Annotated in this window: 18 protein-coding genes; 10 read left to right on the top strand and 8 right to left on the bottom strand. The window is 56.6% G+C overall.

Translation table 11 applies throughout. From position 1 onward, the window contains the following. Nucleotides 1-3 precede the first annotated feature (3 nt). The gene (locus JS530_RS02025) at nucleotides 4-525 is read right to left on the bottom strand and encodes an FHA domain-containing protein FhaB/FipA (RefSeq protein WP_214375533.1); all 522 of its coding nucleotides are present in this window, start codon (nucleotides 523-525) and stop codon (nucleotides 4-6) included. 30 nt (nucleotides 526-555) lie between these two features. Continuing rightward, nucleotides 556-1,257, bottom strand: a complete 702-nt coding sequence (locus JS530_RS02020; RefSeq protein ID WP_214375532.1) for an FHA domain-containing protein — start codon at nucleotides 1,255-1,257, stop codon at nucleotides 556-558. A 333-nt stretch (nucleotides 1,258-1,590) separates the two neighbouring features. Here JS530_RS02020 and JS530_RS02015 point away from each other — a divergent pair, with 333 nt between their 5' ends. From JS530_RS02015 to yddG, 8 genes are all read left to right on the top strand, one after another. Further along, a complete protein-coding gene (locus JS530_RS02015) occupies nucleotides 1,591-4,236 on the top strand; it encodes a prolyl oligopeptidase family serine peptidase (protein WP_214375531.1) in 2,646 nt (881 codons plus the stop codon). A gap of 110 nt (nucleotides 4,237-4,346) precedes the next feature. Further along, nucleotides 4,347-5,438 carry an alpha/beta fold hydrolase gene (locus JS530_RS02010; protein WP_214375530.1) on the top strand — a complete coding sequence of 364 codons (1,092 nt, stop codon included), beginning with the start codon at nucleotides 4,347-4,349 and terminating at the stop codon, nucleotides 5,436-5,438. Between the two features lie 262 nt (nucleotides 5,439-5,700). Further along, nucleotides 5,701-7,395 carry a vWA domain-containing protein gene (locus JS530_RS11030; RefSeq protein WP_214375529.1) on the top strand — a complete coding sequence of 565 codons (1,695 nt, stop codon included), beginning with the start codon at nucleotides 5,701-5,703 and terminating at the stop codon, nucleotides 7,393-7,395. Next, complete coding sequence (locus tag JS530_RS02000) at nucleotides 7,395-8,201, top strand: 6TM ABC transporter family protein (RefSeq protein WP_240541039.1); 807 nt, start codon at nucleotides 7,395-7,397, stop codon at nucleotides 8,199-8,201. The genes JS530_RS11030 and JS530_RS02000 overlap by 1 nt, the downstream gene beginning before the upstream one ends. Then, on the top strand, nucleotides 8,198-9,304 hold the full coding sequence (locus JS530_RS01995) for a substrate-binding domain-containing protein (RefSeq protein WP_214375528.1): 1,107 nt from the start codon (nucleotides 8,198-8,200) through the stop codon (nucleotides 9,302-9,304). Before JS530_RS02000 ends, JS530_RS01995 begins: the two co-directional genes overlap by 4 nt. A gap of 101 nt (nucleotides 9,305-9,405) precedes the next feature. Beyond that, entirely contained in the window at nucleotides 9,406-10,581 is a 1,176-nt protein-coding gene (locus tag JS530_RS10745) for a toxic anion resistance protein (RefSeq protein WP_240541038.1), read from the top strand. Nucleotides 10,582-10,981: 400 nt separating this feature from the next. Then, on the top strand, nucleotides 10,982-11,497 hold the full coding sequence (locus JS530_RS01985) for an Hsp20/alpha crystallin family protein (RefSeq protein ID WP_214375527.1): 516 nt from the start codon (nucleotides 10,982-10,984) through the stop codon (nucleotides 11,495-11,497). Nucleotides 11,498-12,406: 909 nt separating this feature from the next. After that, entirely contained in the window at nucleotides 12,407-13,312 is a 906-nt protein-coding gene (gene yddG / locus JS530_RS01980) for an aromatic amino acid DMT transporter YddG (protein ID WP_240541051.1), read from the top strand. 17 nt (nucleotides 13,313-13,329) lie between these two features. Here yddG and JS530_RS01975 read toward each other — a convergent pair whose 3' ends face one another. After that, a complete protein-coding gene (locus JS530_RS01975; protein WP_240541037.1) occupies nucleotides 13,330-13,668 on the bottom strand; it encodes a hypothetical protein in 339 nt (112 codons plus the stop codon). A 51-nt stretch (nucleotides 13,669-13,719) separates the two neighbouring features. Here JS530_RS01975 and msrA point away from each other — a divergent pair, with 51 nt between their 5' ends. Further along, nucleotides 13,720-14,790 (top strand): peptide-methionine (S)-S-oxide reductase MsrA, encoded by a 1,071-nt coding sequence (gene msrA, locus JS530_RS01970; RefSeq protein WP_214375526.1) that lies wholly within the window; start codon nucleotides 13,720-13,722, stop codon nucleotides 14,788-14,790. Between the two features lie 33 nt (nucleotides 14,791-14,823). On the opposite strand, the gene JS530_RS01965 is transcribed toward msrA, so the two are convergent. Beyond that, nucleotides 14,824-15,198, bottom strand: coding sequence for a HepT-like ribonuclease domain-containing protein (locus JS530_RS01965; protein ID WP_214375525.1), 375 nt, complete (start codon nucleotides 15,196-15,198; stop codon nucleotides 14,824-14,826). Further along, a complete protein-coding gene (locus JS530_RS01960) occupies nucleotides 15,198-15,779 on the bottom strand; it encodes a nucleotidyltransferase domain-containing protein (protein WP_240541036.1) in 582 nt (193 codons plus the stop codon). Before JS530_RS01960 ends, JS530_RS01965 begins: the two co-directional genes overlap by 1 nt. 642 nt (nucleotides 15,780-16,421) lie before the next feature. On the opposite strand from JS530_RS01960, the gene JS530_RS01955 reads away from it, so the two are divergent. Continuing rightward, complete coding sequence (locus JS530_RS01955) at nucleotides 16,422-17,183, top strand: hypothetical protein (protein ID WP_214375524.1); 762 nt, start codon at nucleotides 16,422-16,424, stop codon at nucleotides 17,181-17,183. Nucleotides 17,184-17,258: 75 nt separating this feature from the next. On the opposite strand, the gene dcm is transcribed toward JS530_RS01955, so the two are convergent. From dcm to JS530_RS01940, 3 genes are all read right to left on the bottom strand, one after another. Beyond that, on the bottom strand, nucleotides 17,259-18,527 hold the full coding sequence (dcm, locus tag JS530_RS01950; RefSeq protein WP_214375523.1) for a DNA (cytosine-5-)-methyltransferase: 1,269 nt from the start codon (nucleotides 18,525-18,527) through the stop codon (nucleotides 17,259-17,261). A 131-nt stretch (nucleotides 18,528-18,658) separates the two neighbouring features. Beyond that, nucleotides 18,659-20,143 carry a Sau3AI family type II restriction endonuclease gene (locus JS530_RS01945; protein ID WP_214375522.1) on the bottom strand — a complete coding sequence of 495 codons (1,485 nt, stop codon included), beginning with the start codon at nucleotides 20,141-20,143 and terminating at the stop codon, nucleotides 18,659-18,661. Continuing rightward, a complete protein-coding gene (locus JS530_RS01940; RefSeq protein ID WP_214375521.1) occupies nucleotides 20,133-20,963 on the bottom strand; it encodes a hypothetical protein in 831 nt (276 codons plus the stop codon). The genes JS530_RS01945 and JS530_RS01940 overlap by 11 nt, the downstream gene beginning before the upstream one ends. Nucleotides 20,964-21,023: the final 60 nt, after the last annotated feature.

Genomic DNA, 21,023 nt, shown 5'->3' with positions numbered 1-21,023 from the left:
CGGCTACCTCAGTTCGAAGGTTGTGGCGCCGATGCGCACGGGGATACGGGCAGGAAGAATGGTGGGGCGATTGATGCGCTGCTGGTTCACCACGGTGCCGTTCGTGGAATGCAGATCCTCGATGGCCCATTGGCCGGAGGCACGATCAATGTAGACGCGAGCATGGTGGGAGGATACGAACTCGTCGTCAAGCACCACGGTATTCGAGGCGGCGCGGCCCAAGGTGATTTCGGATTCGGCCAGCGGCACGGAACTGCCGGCAAGCGGGCCGTCGATAATCACGAGCAACGTGGGCTGCTGAGTATGGCGTCCGGCAGCCGGGGCCGCGGTACTGCGAGTTGCAGGTGTGCGCGGAGCCTCGGCCTTGACCTTGTGGACTTCGCGTTCACGGCGACGGCGAGAGCGCGAAGGACGCGGGCTGAACGTTTCGATGTCTTGACGCAGCGAACGCACGGCCAGCCAGATAAAAACCCACAGCAGGACCAGGAATCCATACTTCAGCAGGGCGAAAGTCAATTCGGTCATATGAAGGACCTTTGAGCGGACCGCTGAGGGCTACTCCTGCGCCTGTGCCGAAGCCCAGAACAGGATACGCGTGCGGCCGATCGTAATGGTGTTGCCATCGAGCAGCGTGGCGGCGGGCACCTGATGACCCTCCACGTACGTGCCGTTGGTGGAACCAAGGTCGCGCGCAATAACGCCGTTGGCGGTGATGTCGATCTCAAGATGCTTGCGGGAGATACCCGGATCGTCGATCACGATGTCGCAGCCGGAGCCGCGGCCGATCACGGTCTTCTCCTTGGTGAGCAGGTACTGGTTGCCGTTCACCTCAAGCACCGGGCTGTCTTCGGCCTGCGCATCGGTGGTGACGGGAACCGCATTGCCCTGCACGGATTCGGAGGAGAGGTTGAAGCTGCCCTTGGACAGGTTCAGATCTTCCTCGAAAATCACCACCACCGGGCCAACGAACGCGTAATGCTGGCTCTTGGCGTACTCGGTGAGGTTGTCGGCAAGCTCGTTGGCGAGGGTCTCGCTGCCCCATGCTTCGATACGGTCGAAGTCCGGGGTGCTGAGCTTGAAACGGTATTCATTCGGGGCCACCGTGCGGTCGCGGCCCACCGGCATGGCCTCCGCGTCGATCTCGCGCTCCAGGGCGCTGGAGAGATCAACAGGCTGCAGGTCTTTGGAGCCGAATTTGGCGAATACTCCGTTGACTGCACCCTCCACGCTTTTTTCAAAACGGTCGAGAACGCTCATAGTCCTCCCTTTCTAATCGTCACCTATCCTACGCGGCTATGGGAATATGGTGCAAAAAACTGGCCGTATTCGTCTTGATGGGTGCAGAATTTCCAAAAATGCGGGGTGATTTTAGGGTTGGCGTGGGCGTTGCGCCCCACTGGGCACCCTGCGTGCGACGTTTTCCGGGGAATCCGTCGTGCAGCGGGTCCTTATTCGCTGCTTTCCGGGTAATCCGTCGTTTGGGGGCCATTTTCGTGCCTGTTTTCGACGGATTCCCCGGAATCCAACATGTGTGAGGTTGCGCGGGGCGCGTGCGGGGCATCTGACGGGGTGGGCGCGTAGGTTGGAAGTATGAGTGAACATACTGAGCATAATGTCAATGACGCAATCAAGGCTTTCCCGAGCCGCAAAGCTCATACGCTGCGTTTTACCAGCGGCGCTCCCCGCTCCGCGCAAGTCATCGGTGATGGTTCCACGGCGCTGTTTCTGCGTTCCTATGGCTCCGAAGATTTGGTGACGGCCCTCTGGCTGAGCTGGTTCGATGCCGCCGGCGAACATCACGAAACCAAGCTCGCCGATCCGCGCGAACTGCTGGGCGAGGATGCGGACAGCGAGAACGTGCCCGCCGAGGAGCGCGCCCGCCGCGAACGCGCGCGCGAAGGCGGCACCGGCATCGTGAGCTATTCGGTGGATAAGGCCGGCGATCGCGTGGTCTTTACAATCAATGGTCGCCTGTATATGACTGAGATCGGTTGGCAGGATGCCGTTGAATCAGTGGCCGATGACGAGGCTGCGGACGAGGCTGCACAGTCCGGCGAAACCGAGGTAACTATCACGGTTCCCGTTGCCCGTACCCGCGAGCTGGCAGGCGCATGGCTGGACGAGGACCCGGCCACGTACGCTCCGGTACTGAACCCGCGCATCGCACCGGATGGTGCCCATGTGCTGTACACCACCGGCTCGTACCTGATGCTGGTGGATATCGGTGACTGGGATGCCAACACTGATCGCATTACCGCCATCTACGGCGTGAGCGTGGAAGACGAGGATGGCAATCCTGCCGAGAACACGTGGAAGATCGGTCTGGCCGAGTTCGTAGCCGGCGAGGAGATGAACCGGTACGACGGCTTCTGGTGGGCGCCGGATAGTGAGCATGTGCTGTTCGAATCCTTCGACACCGCCGACGAGCCGACTTGGTATATCAGCGATCCGGCCGACCCCGAGCATGCCGCCGCCGGTCGCCGTTATCCGCGCGCACTGACCCATAACGCCGACGTCTACCTGACCGTGATTTCCTTGGCCTTTGACGAAGACGATCGCTATGCCGGCATCACCGCCAACGCCGATGTGGATTGGGATCGCGAGGCCTACGAGTACGTGGCCGCAGTGAACTGGACGGAAGGCCACGATCCGCTGCTGTTGGTGCAGAACCGTCGCCAGAGCGCCGATCAGGTGCTGGAAGTGGCTGTTGCCGCCGCCGAGGAACCGGAGTCGCTGCCGGATGCTGTCGCTACCGCTTGGGCGCAGATCACCGCTGGGGATGCGATTGATTCCGGAGAGGTTGCCGGTCTTGTGGACGGCGGCAATGTGCCGCAGTTGGGTGCTACCCGCGTGCTGGAAGCGCATGCGAACGACCAGTGGATCGACTTGGTGCCCGGCACTCCCGCCTACACGCCGAGTGGACGCTTGGTATGCGCGCTCAACGATATGGAAGCGGATACGAACCGTCTGACCGTGGACGGTCGCCCGTTCACTCCGGCCGGCTGGAATGTGCGCGAAGTGCTCAATGTGGATGATGATTCGGTGACTGCCGTGGTGCAGCGCGAGCCGGATTTGGCTCCCGAAGTACCGACTGCTTGGTCCGCTCGCGGAGGCGAACATGATGCGCGCAGCTTCGACGTGGTGATGTTCGACTACGACGGTACCTACGGCAGCACTACTGTCTGCGCTGCGGTTCCGATTACCACACGCCCCGGCGTATGGACGGCCTCCCAAGGCACCTGCGGCATAGTGATCACCGGACGTGATATGGAACACGCCAAGGTGGAGATGACGCATGTGGTGGTTTCCCCGAAGATGACCGACGTGGTGGCCGACGCCATGCTTCACGGCACACTGCCGCAGACACCCATTGCCGGCAGCGACATGCATTGCGGCATTGCCACCATCGCCAACTATGCCGATGAGCCGGGCTTCACGCCAAACGTGCATTTCACGCGGCTCGGCGAGCACCGCTTGTACACGGCGATTATCGCGCCAAGCGCCGAAAGCCCGTACGCGCATGCCGCCAATCTGCCGGTGCTGATGAAGCCGTATGGCGGGCCAGGATTCCAGCAGGTGGTGGACGCGCAGTCCTTCTACTGGGAAGGCCAATGGTGGGCCGATCAGGGCTTCCTCGTGGTCACGGCGGACGGTCGTGGCACCACCGGACGCGGCCCGGCATGGGATCGCGCGATTTTCGAAGACATGAAGGACGTGACGCTCGCCGATCAGATCGAAGCGGTGAACGCTTTGCCTGAGGCGGTTGCCGAACTCAACGCGTCTGCCGAGGCTGACGCGGCCGCTATCCCTGCACCCGACCTCGACAAGGTGTGCATGATCGGCTGGTCGTATGGCGGATTCCTGTCCGCGCTCGCTGTGCTTGACGCCCCGAACGTGTTCAAGGCCGCCTGCGCTGGTGCCCCGCCCACCGATTGGACGTTGTACGACACCCATTACACCGAGCGCTACCTTGGTCTCGACCCGCAGGTGTATCGCCGCAACGGCATCATCCAGGATGCGCCCAAACTGGAGCGTCCGCTGATGCTCATCCACGGATTCGCCGACGACAACGTCACCATCGCGCACAGTCTGCGCCTTTCGCAGGCGTTGATGGCGGCAGGCCGACCGCACACCTTCCTGCCGTTGACCGGCATCACCCATATGACCAACGATGCAACCGTGGCCGAAAACCTGCTCACCCTCCAGCGCGACTTCCTCAAGGAGGCGCTCGCCTGAACGCCCTGATGGCTCCCCTTGCCGGGGAGCCATCAGCCGCAGACTGGCTGAGGGGCAGGCAACGGTCGTGAGGATCGACTGCGACTTGTTGAAGGTTTTACAATAAGGACATGCAGCTGACGATGATCGACGAAAACAACTACGCCGAAACTATGCAGAGCACCGTGTTGCCGGCGCTCGAGCAGTGCCGTGACGAAGGCTGGTTCGACCCCTCCGCCGCCGAACGCGCGGCCGGCATCGAACCATTGCCTGGTCTGCTGGACACCGGTGGTCGATCCGGCCAGCTGCATTACCTGTGCTATGACGCCGGCAAATTCGATGCCATCCGCGAGCAGGGTGCCACCGCCACGTTCCGCGGTGCCATTGTGATCAGCCACGGCTTCACCGAGTTCGCCGAAAAATACGATGAGCTGGTCTGGTACTTCCTACTCGCCGGCTACTCGGTGTGCGTGCTCGAACATCGCGGGCACGGCAAGTCCGCGCGCGATGTGGAAAACCCCTGCATGGTGTGGATTGATGATTGGCGCCGCTATGTGGCTGATTTGGCCGCGTTCGCCCAGACCATCGGCCAGCAATACGCGGCAGGCATGCCGCTGAATCTGTTCTGCCATTCGATGGGTGGCGGCATCGGCGCTGCGGTGCTGGAACAGTATCCAACACTGTTCGATAAGGCGGTGCTCTCCGCCCCGATGATCGCCCCCGCCACCGGCATGCCGCTGAACGTGGCGCGTGCGCTGGTGGGCACGCTCTGCACCTTGGGCATGAGCAAGAAGCGCGTGTTCGGCCAAACCGACTTCACTCCCGTGTTCTCCATGAAAGGCAATGAGGGCGCGTCCGAAGCCCGCGAACGCTGGTACTTCAAACTACGCTGCGAGCACCCGGAATATCAGACCTATTGCGCGGCGTTCGAATGGGTGCGTCAGGCGCTGAAACTGAACCGTGCCATCTTGAAGCCGTCCGCATGCTCGGAGGTGGAGACGCCGATTCTGCTCTTCCAATCCGGGCATGATATCTGGGTGCTGAACAAGCCGCAGAACAAATTCATCCAGTTGGTCAAAGACGGTGGTGGCGAAGCCACGCTGGTGCGTTTCCCCGAATCGCGCCACGAGATCTTCTCGATGCCCAACAGCACGTACAAGCCGTATCTGGATAAGATCCTGAGCTTCTACGACGATCCGATGATCGCCAGTGCCTCTTACTGAGTGCCTCTTACTGAGTCTCCTACTGAGTGCAATCTCTATACTGAGTGCAATCCCTACTGGGCGCAATCCCCTAGCCCCTCCCTCTCCGTTTTCGCCCTTTTCCCGAATTTCTCTCACTGAGCTTGCGTCAGTGAGAGAAATTCGGGAAAAGGGCGGGCTCAAAACGCTACCTACGTAGTAGTGTGTAGTTCTTCATCGAGAGTTCACCTGCCCGTCACTTTACGGTCTACCCTGCTTTATACGAGGGGAGAACAATGGAATTATGGGCAATGTCTCTTCACTTCGTCGCCGTGCCGCAGCAGTCGCGGCAATGGTATGCGCCGCCGCACTCACGCTGACCGGCTGCTCGTTCACCATGCCGGGCTCATCAAAATCGGATGAAGGCATCAGCGACACCAACGTACAAACCTTCACGCCATCAGGCGGCAAATCGACTGCCACATTGAGCATTGCCTCCGGATCGGAAAACAAGGAAGTGGCCACCGCCATCCAGAAGGCAGCCGACGAATCCAATGTGACCATCACCATGCATTACATGGGTTCGCTCGACATCATGAACGAGCTCAAATCCGGTGGCGAGAACTACGACGCTGTCTGGCCGGCATCCTCCATGTGGATTTCGATGGGCGACACCAAGCACATCGTCAAGGACGCCACCAGCACATCGACCACGCCCATTGTATTCGGCATCGCCAAATCAAAAGCAATCAAACTTGGCTGGTCTGATAGTTCCGGGAAAACCAAGCCTGTTTCCACTGCGGACATTCTCAGCGCAGTCAGCGATGGCGATCTTAAATTCTCGATGACTTCAGCCACCCAATCGAACTCGGGTGCCTCCGCATACCTGGCCTTTATGACCGCACTGCGCGGCGGCGACCAGCCGTTAAGCGAACAGGATTTGGATAATGCGGAACTCAAGGATTCCGTAGCCAAACTGCTCTCCGGCGTGGACCGCTCCTCCGGCTCCTCGGACTGGCTCAAAGACATGGTGGTGGCCAAGCCCGACCGCTTCGATTCGATGGTCAACTACGAATCCTTGGTGATTCAGGCGGACAAGGCCCTGACCAAGGCTGGGCACGATCCGTTGGTGGCCGTCTACCCATCCGACGGCATCGCCGTCTCCGATTCGCCGCTCGGCTACGTGGACCGTGGCCAGAAACTCAAGGACGCGTTCGACTCCTTTGCCAAGGCGCTGAGCTCAAGGGATTCCAAGCTTGAATTCGAGCGCGCCGGTCGCCGCACCGGCCTCGGCGGCTCGCTCACCTACGCCTCGGACACGCAGGTCCAGCAGGCCTTCCGCGCCGAATGGGGCATCAACACCGATGCCTCCATGCTCAAAACCATTCCGCTGCCCACCGCATCGGTGATCAACAGCGCGCTCAACGTCTACCAGACCGTACTGCGTAAGCCCAGCTGGACCGTATGGGTGGTGGATTACTCCGGTTCGATGTACGGCGAAGGCAAGGACGGCGTGGTCAAGGGACTTAACGCAGCCCTCGATCAGAAGAAAGCCAAGGCCGCCTACATCGAGCCGGCGGACGGCGATGTGAATATTCTCATCCCGTTTGAATCCGAGGCGCACGAACCAATCCAGGCGAACGGCACCGACACCGCCGAGCTGCTGAACGATGCCGAAGTCACCGAAGCCAACGGCGGCACCGATATCTACGCCGGCCTCGAATCCGCGCTGAACGAGCTGCCCAGCGAATCGGAAGCCTCCAAGTACACCACGGCCATCGTGCTGATGACCGATGGTCGTTCCACCACCGACAACAAGCGCGCATTCGAATCCGATTACAAGCGCAACGGCAGCGACGTGCCCGTGTTCTCGATCATGTTCGGCGACGCCGACCCCAGCCAGTTGAAGGCACTCGCGTCCCTCAGCAACGCCAAGGTATTCGACGGCCGCTCCGGCGACCTTGCCGCCGTGTTCCGCCAGGTCAAGGGGTTCAACTGATGCTTCAAGTAATCTGCGGATTCGTGGCCGGGCTGGCGCTCGCCGGCTTTGGCTTCTGGCTGGCCGGCGGCGGCATTGTGGGCACCGGCGTGGCCGTGGTGCTCGCAGGGCTTGGGTATGTGGCGGTTTCCACATTGACCGAACCTGAGCGACGAATCGGCAAAATGCTGGCCTCCGCGTTGCCGAACGGGCAGAAGGCGGCCGATGCCATCGACGCTGCGAACACTCGCCTACGCTCAATCGCCGCACTGACCTCCCAAGTACGCGATCCAGCCGTGCGCGCGGAGTCCAACGATTTTATTGTGGCCACGCGCGACTTGGTGAACTATGTGACGCGTGACACGTCCGCCTATCAGACGCTGCGCCACTACGTCACCGTGTACGGCGAACAGACCGAACAGCTGCTGCGCTCCTACGTGGATGTGGAAAGCTCGGGCGCGCGCGATCAAATCGCCAAGGCGCGCACGGAAACCATCGAAGCATTACAAGTACTTGAGCAGACTGCGGCCGGTGAACTGAGCCGTGCGGTCAGTGCGAAAACCTTGGGCATCGCCGCTGACTCCGATGCGATTCAGCGACTGGCGCGCATGGATGGATATGCTGCCACACAGCAGTCAGCGCAGCCGCAGTCGCAGCCGCAGCAGAGGCCAGCGCAGCCTCAGCTGACGAATCAGCGTGAGCAATCGAATCAATTGGAACAATTCGATCGACTGAGCTGGGCGAACGCGAATCAGCCTCAGAAGGAACCAGTGCAGTCCAAGCCAGCACAACAGTCGGCGGAAGGGCAGCAGGAGCAGCAGCAATGAAACTATCAAAGTCAAAAATCATCGGACTTATCGCCTTACTTGCGGTAGTGGCGGTGATCTGTGGCACCTTGGTGTGGCGCCAAGCCCAGCCGAAGCCAGCCGCGCCCGTCGAACAAGTCACCGTGAACGGTTACCTGGGCGGCGAGAAAATCGGGCTCTTCGACGACGCCAAATTCAAGTCGCTCGCTGCCGAACAAGGCCTCAACGTGGACTACCGCAAGGCCGGATCGCTGGCCATGATGGATGCCGACGCCAAAGGCATGGACTACCTGTTCCCCTCTTCGCGCGCAGCGGTGGAATACGGCAAAGCCAAGGGTGTGAAAGCCACGCAAAGCGACATCGTATTCAATTCGCCGATTGTGCTCTACACGCACAAGACAGTGGCTGAAGGACTGGTCGCCGGCGGATTAATCACCAAGGACGATGCCGGCGCGTACCACATGGACATGGCCAAAGCCGTGGATGCCATGGTCAACAACAAAACATGGGTGGACGTGGGCTATGCGAACGGCTACGGACAGTTCCGCATCGACTCCACCGACCCGGTGCAATCAAACTCGGGCAACGAATATGCGGCGCTGATTGCCACCGTGATGAACGGCGGGCAGCCGGCCACCACAGAATCCGTGGCACGCGACGGGGAGAAGATCAAGGCGATCTTCGCCAAGTCGGGTTGGATGGAAACCTCGTCGGAAGACGCGTTCAACCAGTTCCTGACCCTCGGCGTGGGCTCGAAGCCGATGATGGTGGGCTACGAATCACAGCTGCTGGACCTGGCAGTGAACCAGCCGGACGCGTTCAAGCAAATCAAGGATGACGTGGTGGTCGTCTACCCCACGCCGACCGTGTGGAGCACACACACATTGATGGCACTGGACGATAAAGGTACCAAGTTGCTGAATCTGCTGAAGAGCCAGAAAGTGCAGAAGCTCGCATGGGAGCGTCACGGCTTCCGGGCCGCCAACTTCGCCGGCACCGACTCCATCAAGCGCTTTGGCGTACCCGGCACCCTTGAGCAGGTTCCAGCCGTTTCCGAACTGCCCAACAACGATGCCATGCAACAGCTCATCACCACTCTGAAAGGCGTCGACTTACAGCAGTAGCTCTTTTGCTCTGGCTTCTCTTGGTGGAGGGGCTGTCAGCACAAGCTGACGAAGGGGAGCATCCGCCGTCATCAATCACAGTCGTTACGAAAGGAACCCACATGACCACACAAATCACTCTCGCAGACCTTGCCAAAGGCAACGCAGTCACCAACCCGGCGCTTGGCACCGGCGTTGGCGCGGCGAATGGCGCATTGGTACCCACTACCGCCGAGGCACAGGCCGCAGCCGCGCTGACCCCGGACCAGCAGATTGCCAAGCTGCCTGAAGCCGATCAACAGCAGATCGCACAGATTGCCGGCGGCATCGATTTCACGCGCGAAGGCATCGAATCCTCCTACGGCAAGGACGCCCAGCGTGCCACCTCCACGTTCGCGGACGAAATCCTGTCCGAAACCCGTTCCAAAGACACCGGCGAGGCCGGCGAACTGCTCAACACCATGCTCGTGACCATCGATGAGGCCGAGCTCGGCGGCTTCCGCAAGATTCCGATTCTGGGGCAGGTGGCCGTCTCCATCGATAAGCTGCGCCGCCGCTACCAGAAGGTCGATGCGCAGATCGATGAGATCATCGTGAAGCTTGAGGCGGCGCAGTCGCGCTTGGTTGCCGACATTTCGATGTACGACACCATGTACACGCAGAACGCGCAGCAGTACCGCGAACTGAAGATTACCGTGCTGGCCGGCAAGAAGGCGCTCGCCGACTTCCGTGCCACCCAGCTGCCTGCCTTGGAGGCTGAGGCGGCCAAGAGCGGCGATCCGATGCAGGCGCAGCTGCTGAAGGACTTCAAGTCCAAGCTGGACCGTTTCGAAAAGCGCTTGGATGACCTGGACCGCATTTCCGTGGTGACCCTGCAGACCGCGCCGCAGATCAAGATCATCCAGAACGCTGACCAGACGATTGTGGACAAGATCGACACCACCATCTCCACCACGATTCCGGTGTGGAAGAGCCAGATGGTGATCGCGCTGGGCCTGTCCAACCAGCGCAAGGCCCTGGACCTGCAGAACAAGGCCGATGACGTGACCAACAAGCTGCTGCAGAAGAACGCGGCCGCTCTGCACAAGGGCGCGGTGGACGCGGAGAAGGCCAACCAGCGTTCCGTGGTGGAAATCGAGACGCTGGAGAAGATCAACTCCGAGCTCATCGCCACCCTGAAGGAAACCGTGCAGATCCAGCGGGAGGGCAAGGCCAACCGCGAGGCCGCGCAGGTCAAGATGCGCCAGATCGAGTCCGACCTGAAGAACGCGCTGATCGAAAACGCCCAGCAGATGTGAGTTTGCGGGGTTTCCCAGGTGTTGTTTGCGTGGTTTCCGAGGTTAGCGCCCGTATATTCCGCGTAGCCTGGCTGACTGAAGGATTCTGGACGTTGACTGTAGGAGAATGAACACTGACTGAAGGATTTCCAACGAAATACGTTCAAAAACCTACAGTCAGTGTTGAAATTCCTACAGTCAAGTGCGCACACTGTTTGCGGCTCGTAATCCTGATTCTGCGCAATTTCACTGTGGGTAAAACTTCGGAATGATTGCCGCCGCCGGGAATTGGGTGAAGTGAAGGTCAAAGGTTGAGAGCCCGAGAGGGTTCCGGAACCTGCCACGATAACCGTTGCCGGTCCTGTATGGGGCTGGCGGCTGGTAGCCAAACAGGTTCTCTCCTAGTTGAGGAGTACCGATTATGGCAATGTTTCCGGCTTTGATGAATGACACGATGTTCTCTGATCTGTTCGACGATCCGTTCTTTGAGGGTTGGCGCAACATGGACAACCAGGTGGCTGCGGCCATGCCGGCGAACATGATGAACACGGATGTGCGTGAGACTGCCAACGGCTATGACGTTGACATCGATATGCCTGGCTTCAAGAAGGACGATATCAAGCTCGAACTCAACAACGGCTATCTGACCGTGTCCGCATCTCGCACCAGCGAGCATGAGGATAAGGCTCCTGAGTCCGCGAACGGCGAGAACGCTCAGGCTTCCGATCAGAAGTGCGCTTGCGCTTCCGATGAGGGTCGTTGGCTGCGTCGCGAACGCTACATGGGCTCTTGCTCTCGTAGCTTCTACGTTGGCGACGACGTGAAGGAATCCGACATTCACGCCAGCTACAACAACGGCACGCTGTGCATCCAGGTTCCGAAGATTCAAGCTCAGCCGCAAGTCGAGTCCAAGCATCAGATCGCGATTGAGGGCTGATGCGTTAAGCGGACAGTTCAATGGACTGTTCGTAGGCTCAGCCTGAGCAGGTGCGATAGTATCTGCGAAGGTCGGATTGAGTCTTCGCGAAGCGAAGTCCGTTCTTGCGGGACTGAAAGCACTGAGGCTCAATCCCATCGAACTTCGTTCTGAAGCTCAGCTGTGAAGCATATGGCCCGGCGGCGTTGTTCGCCGGGCCAGCCTCCGAACGAGGAGGCAATCGACTGGGCTGATTCGAGCTGAAGTTCCTGTGCAGGGGATGTTTCCTGCGCTGCCCGTTCTACGTTTTCTACGCTGACTAGTATGACGGGCGGCGGGAAACAGAGCCAATAGAAATGCCGAGTGAGGCAATACCTCGCTCGGCATTTTTTGTTTGTGTGTTTGCCTGTGTGTTTGTCCGTATGTACGCGCAAACGACGATGGCTGCGCGTACAAACGGGTGTTTTTGCCGCCATAATCGTCCGTATGTATGCGCACGGTCCGTAATTTGCGCGTACATACGGACGATGTGCGGAGGGGAGGAGGCGAAACGAGGGCAGCGTACGCGATGCGTGCGATGCGTGTGTGATGTATGCGATGCGTATGCGATGCGTGTGCGATGCGTATGCGATGTACGCGATGCGTATGCGATGTACGCGATGCGTGCGCGGCGTATGCAGCGTATGCAACATATGCCGCGCATGCAGCAGCTGGCATACACAGCGTATGTCCATGCAGGGTACGCCCGCGTTGTACACGTCCGATGGGTAGAGTGGCCACGGAACAACAGCGGGAACAGCGGAAAACAAGGGGAACGCGGTGACGGAGAGCAGGCAGAACGCACAGAACGCACAGAACGCGCAAAGTAACGCGAACAACGTACACAACAATGCAAGTCACGCGAACAGCGATGCCAGCAATCATCCGAACTTGGCAGGCGGCCACGTAGTCTCCTCGGGTGCAACGGTCGTAGGCTTGATGGCGATTGTGCTGTGGAGCTTCATGGCCGGCACGGTGCGCATCGTATCCGAGGGCTTCGGTGCCACGCTCGGTTCCGCCCTGATCTACACATTCGGCGGCATTCTGCTACTGATTTTCCGCCGTCCGGCGCCGCTCAAGGAGTTCCCGCGCAAGTATCTGATCGCCGGTGGCCTGCTGTTCGTGTTCTACGAATCCTCGATTTCGCTCTCGTTGGGCTTGGCTTCCACCGATGCCGCATCGGTTGAGGTGAGTTTGGTCAACTATCTGTGGCCGACGATGATGGTACTGCTTGCCGCCGGTGTCTCCCGTCGCCGGCACGCGGTGCTGAAGGTTCTGCCGGGGGCGATTGTGGCCACAGCCGGCGTGGTGCTGGCGGTCGGCGGTAATTCCGGGCTCGACTGGCATGCGGCGGCCGCGCACATCGCGCAAAACCCGCTGCCGTATGTGCTGGCGTTTCTGGGTGCCTTTGCATGGTCGATTTATGCAGTGTTCACGCCGGCATGGTCCAAGGGCGTAGACGGTACCTCGGTATTCTTCCCGTGCGTAGCCGTGGCGCTGTGGATTATCCACTTCGCTTCCGGCCAAGGTATGCCGGCTCATGCGCCGAGTCTCAAGGCTTGGCTGTTTGTGGTGATTACTGCCGTGGTGATTGCGGGCGGGTACGCTTGCTGGGGCTACGGCATCCTGCATGGTTCGATGGAACGCTTGGCCATCGCTTCCTATGCCACGCCGGTGCTGTCCACCGGTGCCAGCGCCGCGCTGCTGGGCCTTGCACTGTCGGTGCCGTTCTGGTTCGGCGCGCTGCTCGTGGCCGCTGGTTCGGTGTTGAACTACGTGGTCAGCGCGCGCAAATAGTCAGCAGTCAGCTCTGACTACTTTCCGCGACGCTCGCTTGGTCGGCGCAGCGGATCCAGCAACGTATCCGGGTTGGAGATGCCGAGCATACTGCGCCCGCCCGTCGACTCCGGATGCTTGGCGATAATCGCCAGCGAAATCGCTCCCGGAACCATGATGATTACCGCGATTGCTGCCAATCCCCAGCTCACAAAGAAGCCGAGCCCGAGCGCAATCAGCACTACCGCAACAGCAGTGACCGCAATGGTCAGCCGTGCCTGCTTTGGTCCGGATGCCCGAGTCCATGTTGCTTTCGGCTGCTGCTGTGGCTTGGTTTCTGCAGGGGACCGATGTGCTTCATTATTCGCGTTGCTCATAATCTCAAGCATATTCCGTGCCGAGTAGTTGTGCAGAGTAACGTGAGACGTATGAGCGAGAATGTGAATACTTCGAATAATGCAGGTGCGAACGTAGACGCGGCTGCTGCCAATGCCGGCTCGACCGTCGCCGCACAGTCACCGCAGGCGCAGCCTAACACGCAGACCGCATACTTCGCCGGCGGCTGCTTCTGGGGCTTGGAACGATACTTCCAGAACGTGGATGGCGCAGTGGACACCACAGTCGGTTACGCGCAGTCCACGGTGGAGTCGCCCACCTATGAGCAGGTGTGTGCCGGTGAAACCGATGCTGCCGAGACGGTGAAGGTGGTATTCGACCCGTCTCAGGTGAGTCTGCGCACGCTGTCGCTGCTGTTCCTGGAGGTGATCGATCCGTTCTCCGTGAACCAGCAGGGCGAGGATCGCGGCCGTCAGTATCGCACCGGCATGTTCTATACGGATGATGCGCAGAAAGCTGTATATATTGCGGCGTTGGAGCAGCTGGTGGACCGTCAGCCGCAGCGCCCGGCCGTGCTGGTGGAGCCGTTCAAGAACTTCTACCCGGCTGAGGCGCATCATCAGGATTATCTGATCAACAATCCCGGCGGCTACTGCCATGTGCCGATCGCCGCAATCGCGAACGTGAAGCGCCGGCAGAAGTATGTGGAGCGTATCTGGGATCTGACGCTGGAGCAGTTCGCGGTCACGCAGCTGGCCGCAACCGAGCGCCCGTTCGTCAACGAATATGATGAGGAGTTCGAGCCCGGCATTTACGTGGACATCGTCAGCGGTGAGCCGCTGTTCTCCTCGCGCGACAAGTTCGATTCCGGCTGTGGCTGGCCGGCGTTCTCCCGCCCGCTCGCCGCCTCGCTGCTCACCGAGCATGAGGACCATCGCATCCCCGGCCGCGACCGCATCGAGGTGCGCACCGCCGAAACCCAGATTCACCTGGGTCACGTGTTCGAGGACGGTCCGGCCGACCGTGGCGGCTTGCGCTACTGCATGAACTCCGCCGCCTTGCGCTTCGTGCCGCGCTCGCAGATGGAGGCCCAAGGCTACGGCGACTGGATTCCTGCCGTGGATGGGGTTGCGGAGGCAGACGACAGCATTAAGAAGTCGTAGCGGTTGAGATGGTTTGGGCCTAATATGTGGTGACTAGTCTTCGATAGCATCGACTAATGGCTGCAATTGTGCAACGAGATGTGGTGCATCCTTGGTTACGGTATCGTACAGTGATTCAACATCGATTTCGCCATAATCATGGACGATTACGTTGCGCAGCGCACGCAATTCATCCCAAGGCAGATTTGGCATTGTACTGCGGAAGCTATCTGAAAGTCTGCGGGCACATTCCTGTACTTGTGTCATTTCCATTGCTACGGAGTTAAAGCGTATGCGGTTATCCTCTAGCGCTGCAGATGATGGTATGTCGCCGATGTCGTTGATGGCGTTAATGAGATGATCAAGCAAGCGAATGAGCGTACTTTGATCTCGGAATACTTGGTCGTGATGATGAATCGTAGTTTGCATTATGCCACCTTAATGAGGTCAGGCGTGATGTGGTCGAGAAAGCGTTTGCTAGCGCGGCTGCGCTTGGCATGACGCAGTAACGAGTCATAAGAGATGAGGGATACTGTTCGTCCAAGCATGGATTCCAGATCATCGATGAGCTGCTGTTTCTCCATGATCGAGTAAGATGCTCCAGGTTTGAGACGGTAGATCAGGTCCACATCCGAGTCTGGTCTTGCATCTCCGCGTGCTACTGATCCATATACATACATTTCAGCAATGTGATGCCGCTCTGCAAGACGAGACACGATGAGTTTAAGCGTAACTATTTCTAGAGTGCTGTTCGCTGGTGCGGTGGGTTGCGAGGCATTCGCGACTCCTGCTTCTACATTCGCCTCTGCATCGGTTGTGTTGCGTGAGAGAGTATGTCCGGCCAGAGTCGCTAGTGCGCGCTCATAACGCTGCAGAAAATCCTGCGTCGGATTGCCTTCGCGTTCCGCGCGTGAAAGCGCCGACTGGGTGGTGCCCATCGTCTTAGCTGCCTCGCTCTGGCTGATATGTGAGCGCATGCGTTCCTCGCGCAATTCAGCAATCGTCTTCATGCACTCAATATAGCATATATGCTATATATGACCGCTTTAGTGCCCTTTTCTGCCTCATTTCAGCGCAAAATGAGGCAGAAAACCAGCAGATGAGGCAGAAAATGATGCAGAAAATGATGCAGAAAACGCGTCGTCGGTGGCCCTACGGAAGGACGCAACTAGCAGCGCAGGGCTAGCCAATCAAATGCCGGTACAGTTCCGGATCCAACGGCTTCGCCAAACGCAGCAGGGGCGGCGTGGTCCCACCTGTTTATGTGAAGTTTGCCGTCCATTATTTGGCAGTGCGATCTCGCTTGTGATTGTCGCAGAAGTGAAATGGGCATTACTTGGCGAAACGGCGTCGATTGTAAGTGCCAGTGAAGCCGCTATGCCGATTATTGGCATGATCACTGCGTTAAGAAGCTGTTTAGCGAAGCAAGAGGCCAGACCATGGCCATCTCACTTCGTTAAGCCGTGTGCGGCGCAGTCAATTGGCCACTCTTTGCCCTGACCACGTCGTTCCAGATGCTATAAAGCATCCTTGCCAAAGTCACCAGCCAAAACTGAATGGTTGTGTTCGATGTATAGCCTCGCTCCGTTGTCTACTTTAGTGAGATAGTATTTATGTGTTTGAAGCGTCAGTGTGGACGTTAGGAGATAATAATGACTTCTGCTGGACAGCGCATTCTCTTGCACATCTTTTCTTCGACTTATAGCGCAGGGATGGAATCCGTTCCATTTTCTCGAGATGATATAAGAAAAGCGGCTGGTGAGATAGGAGTAAGTGTGCCTAAGAATCTAGGAGCACCGATTTATGATTACCGTTCGCATGCAACAATTCCGGAAATTGAGAGTACCGCCCCTGATGGCAAAAAATGGGTTATACGTTCCAAAGCCAGTGACCGCTACGCTTTCGAACTTGCGAGTTGGTCATATACTGATTTTGATCAGACTCTTCTGACTACTGAGATTCCAGATGCTACGCCTGAAATTATTCTGGCTGCTTCTAGGAATGATGAACAGGCGTTATTAGCTAAAATCCGCTATAACCGCCTTGCAGATATTTTCTTAGGACTAACCACTTACTCGTTGCAAAGCCATTTGCGTACGAATCTTCCTAATGGTGCTCAAGCTGAAGTGGATGAAGTGTATGTGGCTATAGGCAGTGACGGGAAACAGTACATTATTCCTGTTGAAGCAAAAGGTGAGAGGGAAAGAATCGGAATAGTGCAAGTGGAGCAATCTTTAGCAGTGTGTGAGATGAAATGGCCTGGGTACACGCCTATCGCTATTGGCGTGCAGCCACTGTCCGATGATTGCATTGCCATGTTCAAATTCGGGTTTTCCGAGGGCGGCTCTAGTGGAGAAGTGAAGAAAATCGGAGAGCGTCATTACCGGCTGGCTTCCCATGCTGCGGCGAACTAGTCGTATATCTCTATTGTTCGATGGCGATAGATCGTTACGTCATGAGAATGAATGAGGCAACGGTCTATCGCGTTTTCATCTGCATAAATCTTGAGCGATTACTTCGCCAATACGATGAGGAATTTCAGTGACTAGTGCATTGCCCATGCAGAAGGCGCGGCGCCCATCGCTCATGCCGGTGTCGGTCCAGCCTTTCGGGAACATTTGCAGCTGATCCAATTCGTCCGGGACTAGTCGGCGAAGTCTGCCGTTTTGTTCTACGACGTGTTTCGTGCGGCTGGCTCCTGTCCCGCCTTCGCCAGTCAAGATTGTTCGGCTAGGCGAAGTGAGCGGATCGGGGAATGCCACCGGTCCTTCGGAGTAGGTGTATGTATAGCCGGCAGAAGTAGTGCGCTCTTCCTTCTTCCCGCCCTTGAGATAGGTCCAAGAGGGGAGTTTGGTTTCGTCAATCCAGAATTGCTCAGGGACATCAGATGCAGGCACTAGTACATCGCCTAAAGTCATGTGGCTGCCTGAATATTCCGCGTCTGCCTTCATGGTGACTACCTGTCCGTCAATCATGACACCGGTATTGCGAAATAGGCTAACCTTGTGTCCCTTACCGAAGGTCTGCGTGACTTCGTAAGGGTCATTTCCGATGCTGAAATAAACGAGTCCCTTATCTTTTTCGTTAGGCCTAATGGGGAAAGCGCGTGCCATGACACCGGTGGAAAGGAGTCGCTTTTCGAGGTCTCCCCATTCGGAATTGTGCTCTGCGTATATATACACTCGGCGTCTGCGCTGGGGCATGCCATATTCAGCAGCATTGACTACATGCCATTCCACGTTGTACCCCAAACGATTCAGGCAAGACAAGATGATGGCGAAATCACGGCCTCGTTGGCTGGCGGGAGATTTAAGCAGGCGGTCGACGTTTTCCAGCAAGACAATTTTTGGCAGTCTTATCTCAAGAAGATGATTAATGCTCCACCAGAGAACGCCTTTTCGTCCTTCGATGCCAGCTGCAAGAGCGAGAGGCTTTGCGACGCTGTAGTCTTGGCAGGGGAAGCCACCGACAAGCATATCGAAGTCGGGAATCGTCCTTTCTCCGGCGTCAACTTCTTCTAGGACTTTAGCGATGTCTTCGTTTACGCAAGAACCTTTGCCGAAGTGCTGTTCATAGCAGCGCCACGCAAATTGCTTGGATTCTTGACCCATAGGTTCCCACTGATTAGCCCACACGGTATGGAATGGGCCTGCCGGTTTCATGTAGAAATCATCGCCGAGTTTGCCGTAGCCGTCGAGTCCTAAGCGGAACCCGCCGACTCCGGCAAACAACTCCGCAATCCTTATCTCAGCAGCCACAACATTCCTTTCGATCCGAACGATCGTTCTATACTTTATCGCAAAGTATACCTAAATGATTGGCTGAGATCAAATTGATGAATCGCCGTGTCATCGCGCAGCCATCCGTTCGCCGGGGAATGAGCGGACAACTACTTTAGCAAATCATGCTCTTTGATGATTTTTGCGATGTATCGTCTATCCAGCCAGAAGCATTGTTTTGTAATGATTTCTCCGGTGGGGAGAATGGTTCGATCATTCTCGGTCCCATTGTCTTTCCCCTTACTTGCATGGGGGCGAAGATGAAATACTTTATTGAACGATTGACCGGGAATAAGGTTTTTCCCGCGGACTCCGTAATGGAGCGGAGTATGTTCGACAAGTAGACGATGCATTGTTTCCCAAACGGGCTTGACGTATTGCTCTATGTCAGCTTCTGGCATGTTCCAGAGGAACGAGCCAGAGAAGATATCCTTTGCTCTATCGTGACCAGCTTTGTAAGGCACTGGTGATTTTGTGACCATGATGAGGAATTTTGTGGTCTCGAAGAATTCGCGGACGAATGAATCCTCCCATGTGCTTTCCGGGTCTGCCCATTCAGCCCATTGCTCATCGGTAATGGCGGGGAAAGACATGTGCTCTTTGGGTAAACCATTAGGGTAAACGGTTACTGCTTTAAATTGGCTGATGCCAGCTTTCGAGAACTGCTCGATTTTCTGAATCGATGATTTAGGCGCTCCAAGCATTGCGAAGACGAGGTTCGAATTGTAGTTTTTGGCGGAAGGAAGTGTTGCCACTTGGAGTGCGGCCGCAATCGCTTTGCCGGATTGACCGACATATGGAGCGATTCTGCTCACGATATATTCGTCGAGAATCTGTGTCTTCGACATTGGCAGACGGACGGTATCACTCTTTATATTGAGTAGCCTTCGCGCAACTGCAGTCATATAGGATGCCTTCAGGCTGAAGGCTCTTTGTTTAGCGAAAATAGTCGCTGTAGGAGAGCCTGAAGGTGCCGGTGCTTTACGCAGTTGTTTGGAATTGGCGCCTTTTGTGCATGCTGCGAGATAATTGGTGTCGGATTCGCTTAACGAATCGGCGTGGCCGGATGCAACTTTGTCTCGTATGATTTGCCAATCGTTCTTGATTGTTGCCAAGTCATCCGCGCCATATGTCATAAGAAATGCGGCAAGCACTCTGCAATCGATGCGCAGCTCTTTTTTCTTGTTAGTGCGATCGTCAAAGTAGTAGACAAGGATTATGTTCCTTGCCTTTGCCCACATCTTTGAGGATTCAAAATCAGTCTCGGCCGCAAGCGTCATGTAGTTGATGATATCGATAACGAGTCGTTCTTTGGCTGAAATCTGTTTGCCGTTCTTGATGTGCTTGAGCGGAGTCACTTTCAACTCATAGCTAGTATTGCCGATGCGGATATCAGGCTCGGCATCTGAGTTGATGGCATACTTTAAGACTGATTCCTCAATGATTTGACCGAGTGAGCCTTTATTTCCTCCGGTTAAGGCGCGGCCTGTCTGATCGAGCTCGCGGAACGATTTACCTTGTGCCGTGTGCAAGGTGTTCATGACTTCTTCGAGGCTTGAATATGATCGCGTTTCATTGAAGTGCTTATCTGACATTAACGTTCTCCTGATGATTAACTGTAGGGATGATGCGGTTGTCTTTTATGACGCCAACACCTTCGGGACAGATTAGATATATTCCGCGTGCGAGTTCAGCGAGCTTTGATTTCTTGATGAGCAGGTTTATTGGTTCTTCCGCATATCGTTTCCCGTGATAATTTTTTGTTTGATTATTATTGCTGGCCGAATAGAAGAACCCAAAATCATCGCAGCCTGATCGGGAATACCCGTATCTTCTTTCGGCGCGTAGCAGGTTGGCCTCGTCAATTAGTTTCTGTCGGTTCCATCCATAATGCTCAAGCATTTTGAATATGCTTATCTTACTTATCAGCATTCCTTCAATTACCGTAAAAGATTTTTCGGTCAAAAGACGCGGATTCATTTGGTTGGCGCATTGATGCACTCTTCCGCGCTTTCCTTGTATTCGGAATTCGCATTTTGCGTATGGCCAGGTAACAAAGTAGTAATCCGTTACATGAGAATCATCGACGAACCATCCAATGTCTTTTTCCTTCTGCTTCGACAGAATTTCGAAAGAAAAAGTATCGAGTTCGGCATTTATATAATGGAATGCACCTTTTTCATCTACAGTTCGTGTGGTTCCAGCCAGTGTTAATGTTCCGTCGATTCCTTTAATCTGTTGGCTTCTCCGTGTCTCCCTGCTCCACTTATATCCGTATCTTTCGAGGAATGGGTAAAAATAATGGTCCAGAAAAGATGCCTGTGCTTTTTCCGCAGATGAATCATCGGGTCTATTACTGACTTGTGGCATAGGCATTCTTTGCTCCTTTGCAACTCCTTGTGCTGTAGTAATCATACCTAGAAGATTGCTTGATTCGGTTGCTTTCGTGCGGCATTTCGTAGGGATAATGCGGCT

Source organism: Bifidobacterium colobi, assembly GCF_018555455.1.
In the GTDB taxonomy this organism is placed as follows: domain Bacteria; phylum Actinomycetota; class Actinomycetes; order Actinomycetales; family Bifidobacteriaceae; genus Bifidobacterium; species Bifidobacterium colobi.
Note: the sequence above shows the minus strand (reverse complement) of the source record. Positions and strands in the feature narration are given on the sequence as shown.

What these genes read in the sequence shown, in the direction of transcription:
- JS530_RS02025 (WP_214375533.1), bottom strand. Translation starts at nt 525, where the DNA reads ATGACCGAATTGACTTTCGCCCTGCTGAAGTATGGATTCCTGGTCCTG.
- JS530_RS02020 (WP_214375532.1), bottom strand. Translation starts at nt 1,257, where the DNA reads ATGAGCGTTCTCGACCGTTTTGAAAAAAGCGTGGAGGGTGCAGTCAAC.
- JS530_RS02015 (WP_214375531.1), top strand. Translation starts at nt 1,591, where the DNA reads ATGAGTGAACATACTGAGCATAATGTCAATGACGCAATCAAGGCTTTC.
- JS530_RS02010 (WP_214375530.1), top strand. Translation starts at nt 4,347, where the DNA reads ATGCAGCTGACGATGATCGACGAAAACAACTACGCCGAAACTATGCAG.
- JS530_RS11030 (WP_214375529.1), top strand. Translation starts at nt 5,701, where the DNA reads ATGGGCAATGTCTCTTCACTTCGTCGCCGTGCCGCAGCAGTCGCGGCA.
- JS530_RS02000 (WP_240541039.1), top strand. Translation starts at nt 7,395, where the DNA reads ATGCTTCAAGTAATCTGCGGATTCGTGGCCGGGCTGGCGCTCGCCGGC.
- JS530_RS01995 (WP_214375528.1), top strand. Translation starts at nt 8,198, where the DNA reads ATGAAACTATCAAAGTCAAAAATCATCGGACTTATCGCCTTACTTGCG.
- JS530_RS10745 (WP_240541038.1), top strand. Translation starts at nt 9,406, where the DNA reads ATGACCACACAAATCACTCTCGCAGACCTTGCCAAAGGCAACGCAGTC.
- JS530_RS01985 (WP_214375527.1), top strand. Translation starts at nt 10,982, where the DNA reads ATGGCAATGTTTCCGGCTTTGATGAATGACACGATGTTCTCTGATCTG.
- JS530_RS01975 (WP_240541037.1), bottom strand. Translation starts at nt 13,668, where the DNA reads ATGAGCAACGCGAATAATGAAGCACATCGGTCCCCTGCAGAAACCAAG.
- msrA (WP_214375526.1), top strand. Translation starts at nt 13,720, where the DNA reads ATGAGCGAGAATGTGAATACTTCGAATAATGCAGGTGCGAACGTAGAC.
- JS530_RS01965 (WP_214375525.1), bottom strand. Translation starts at nt 15,198, where the DNA reads ATGCAAACTACGATTCATCATCACGACCAAGTATTCCGAGATCAAAGT.
- JS530_RS01960 (WP_240541036.1), bottom strand. Translation starts at nt 15,779, where the DNA reads ATGAAGACGATTGCTGAATTGCGCGAGGAACGCATGCGCTCACATATC.
- JS530_RS01955 (WP_214375524.1), top strand. Translation starts at nt 16,422, where the DNA reads ATGACTTCTGCTGGACAGCGCATTCTCTTGCACATCTTTTCTTCGACT.
- JS530_RS01945 (WP_214375522.1), bottom strand. Translation starts at nt 20,143, where the DNA reads ATGTCAGATAAGCACTTCAATGAAACGCGATCATATTCAAGCCTCGAA.
- JS530_RS01940 (WP_214375521.1), bottom strand. Translation starts at nt 20,963, where the DNA reads ATGATTACTACAGCACAAGGAGTTGCAAAGGAGCAAAGAATGCCTATG.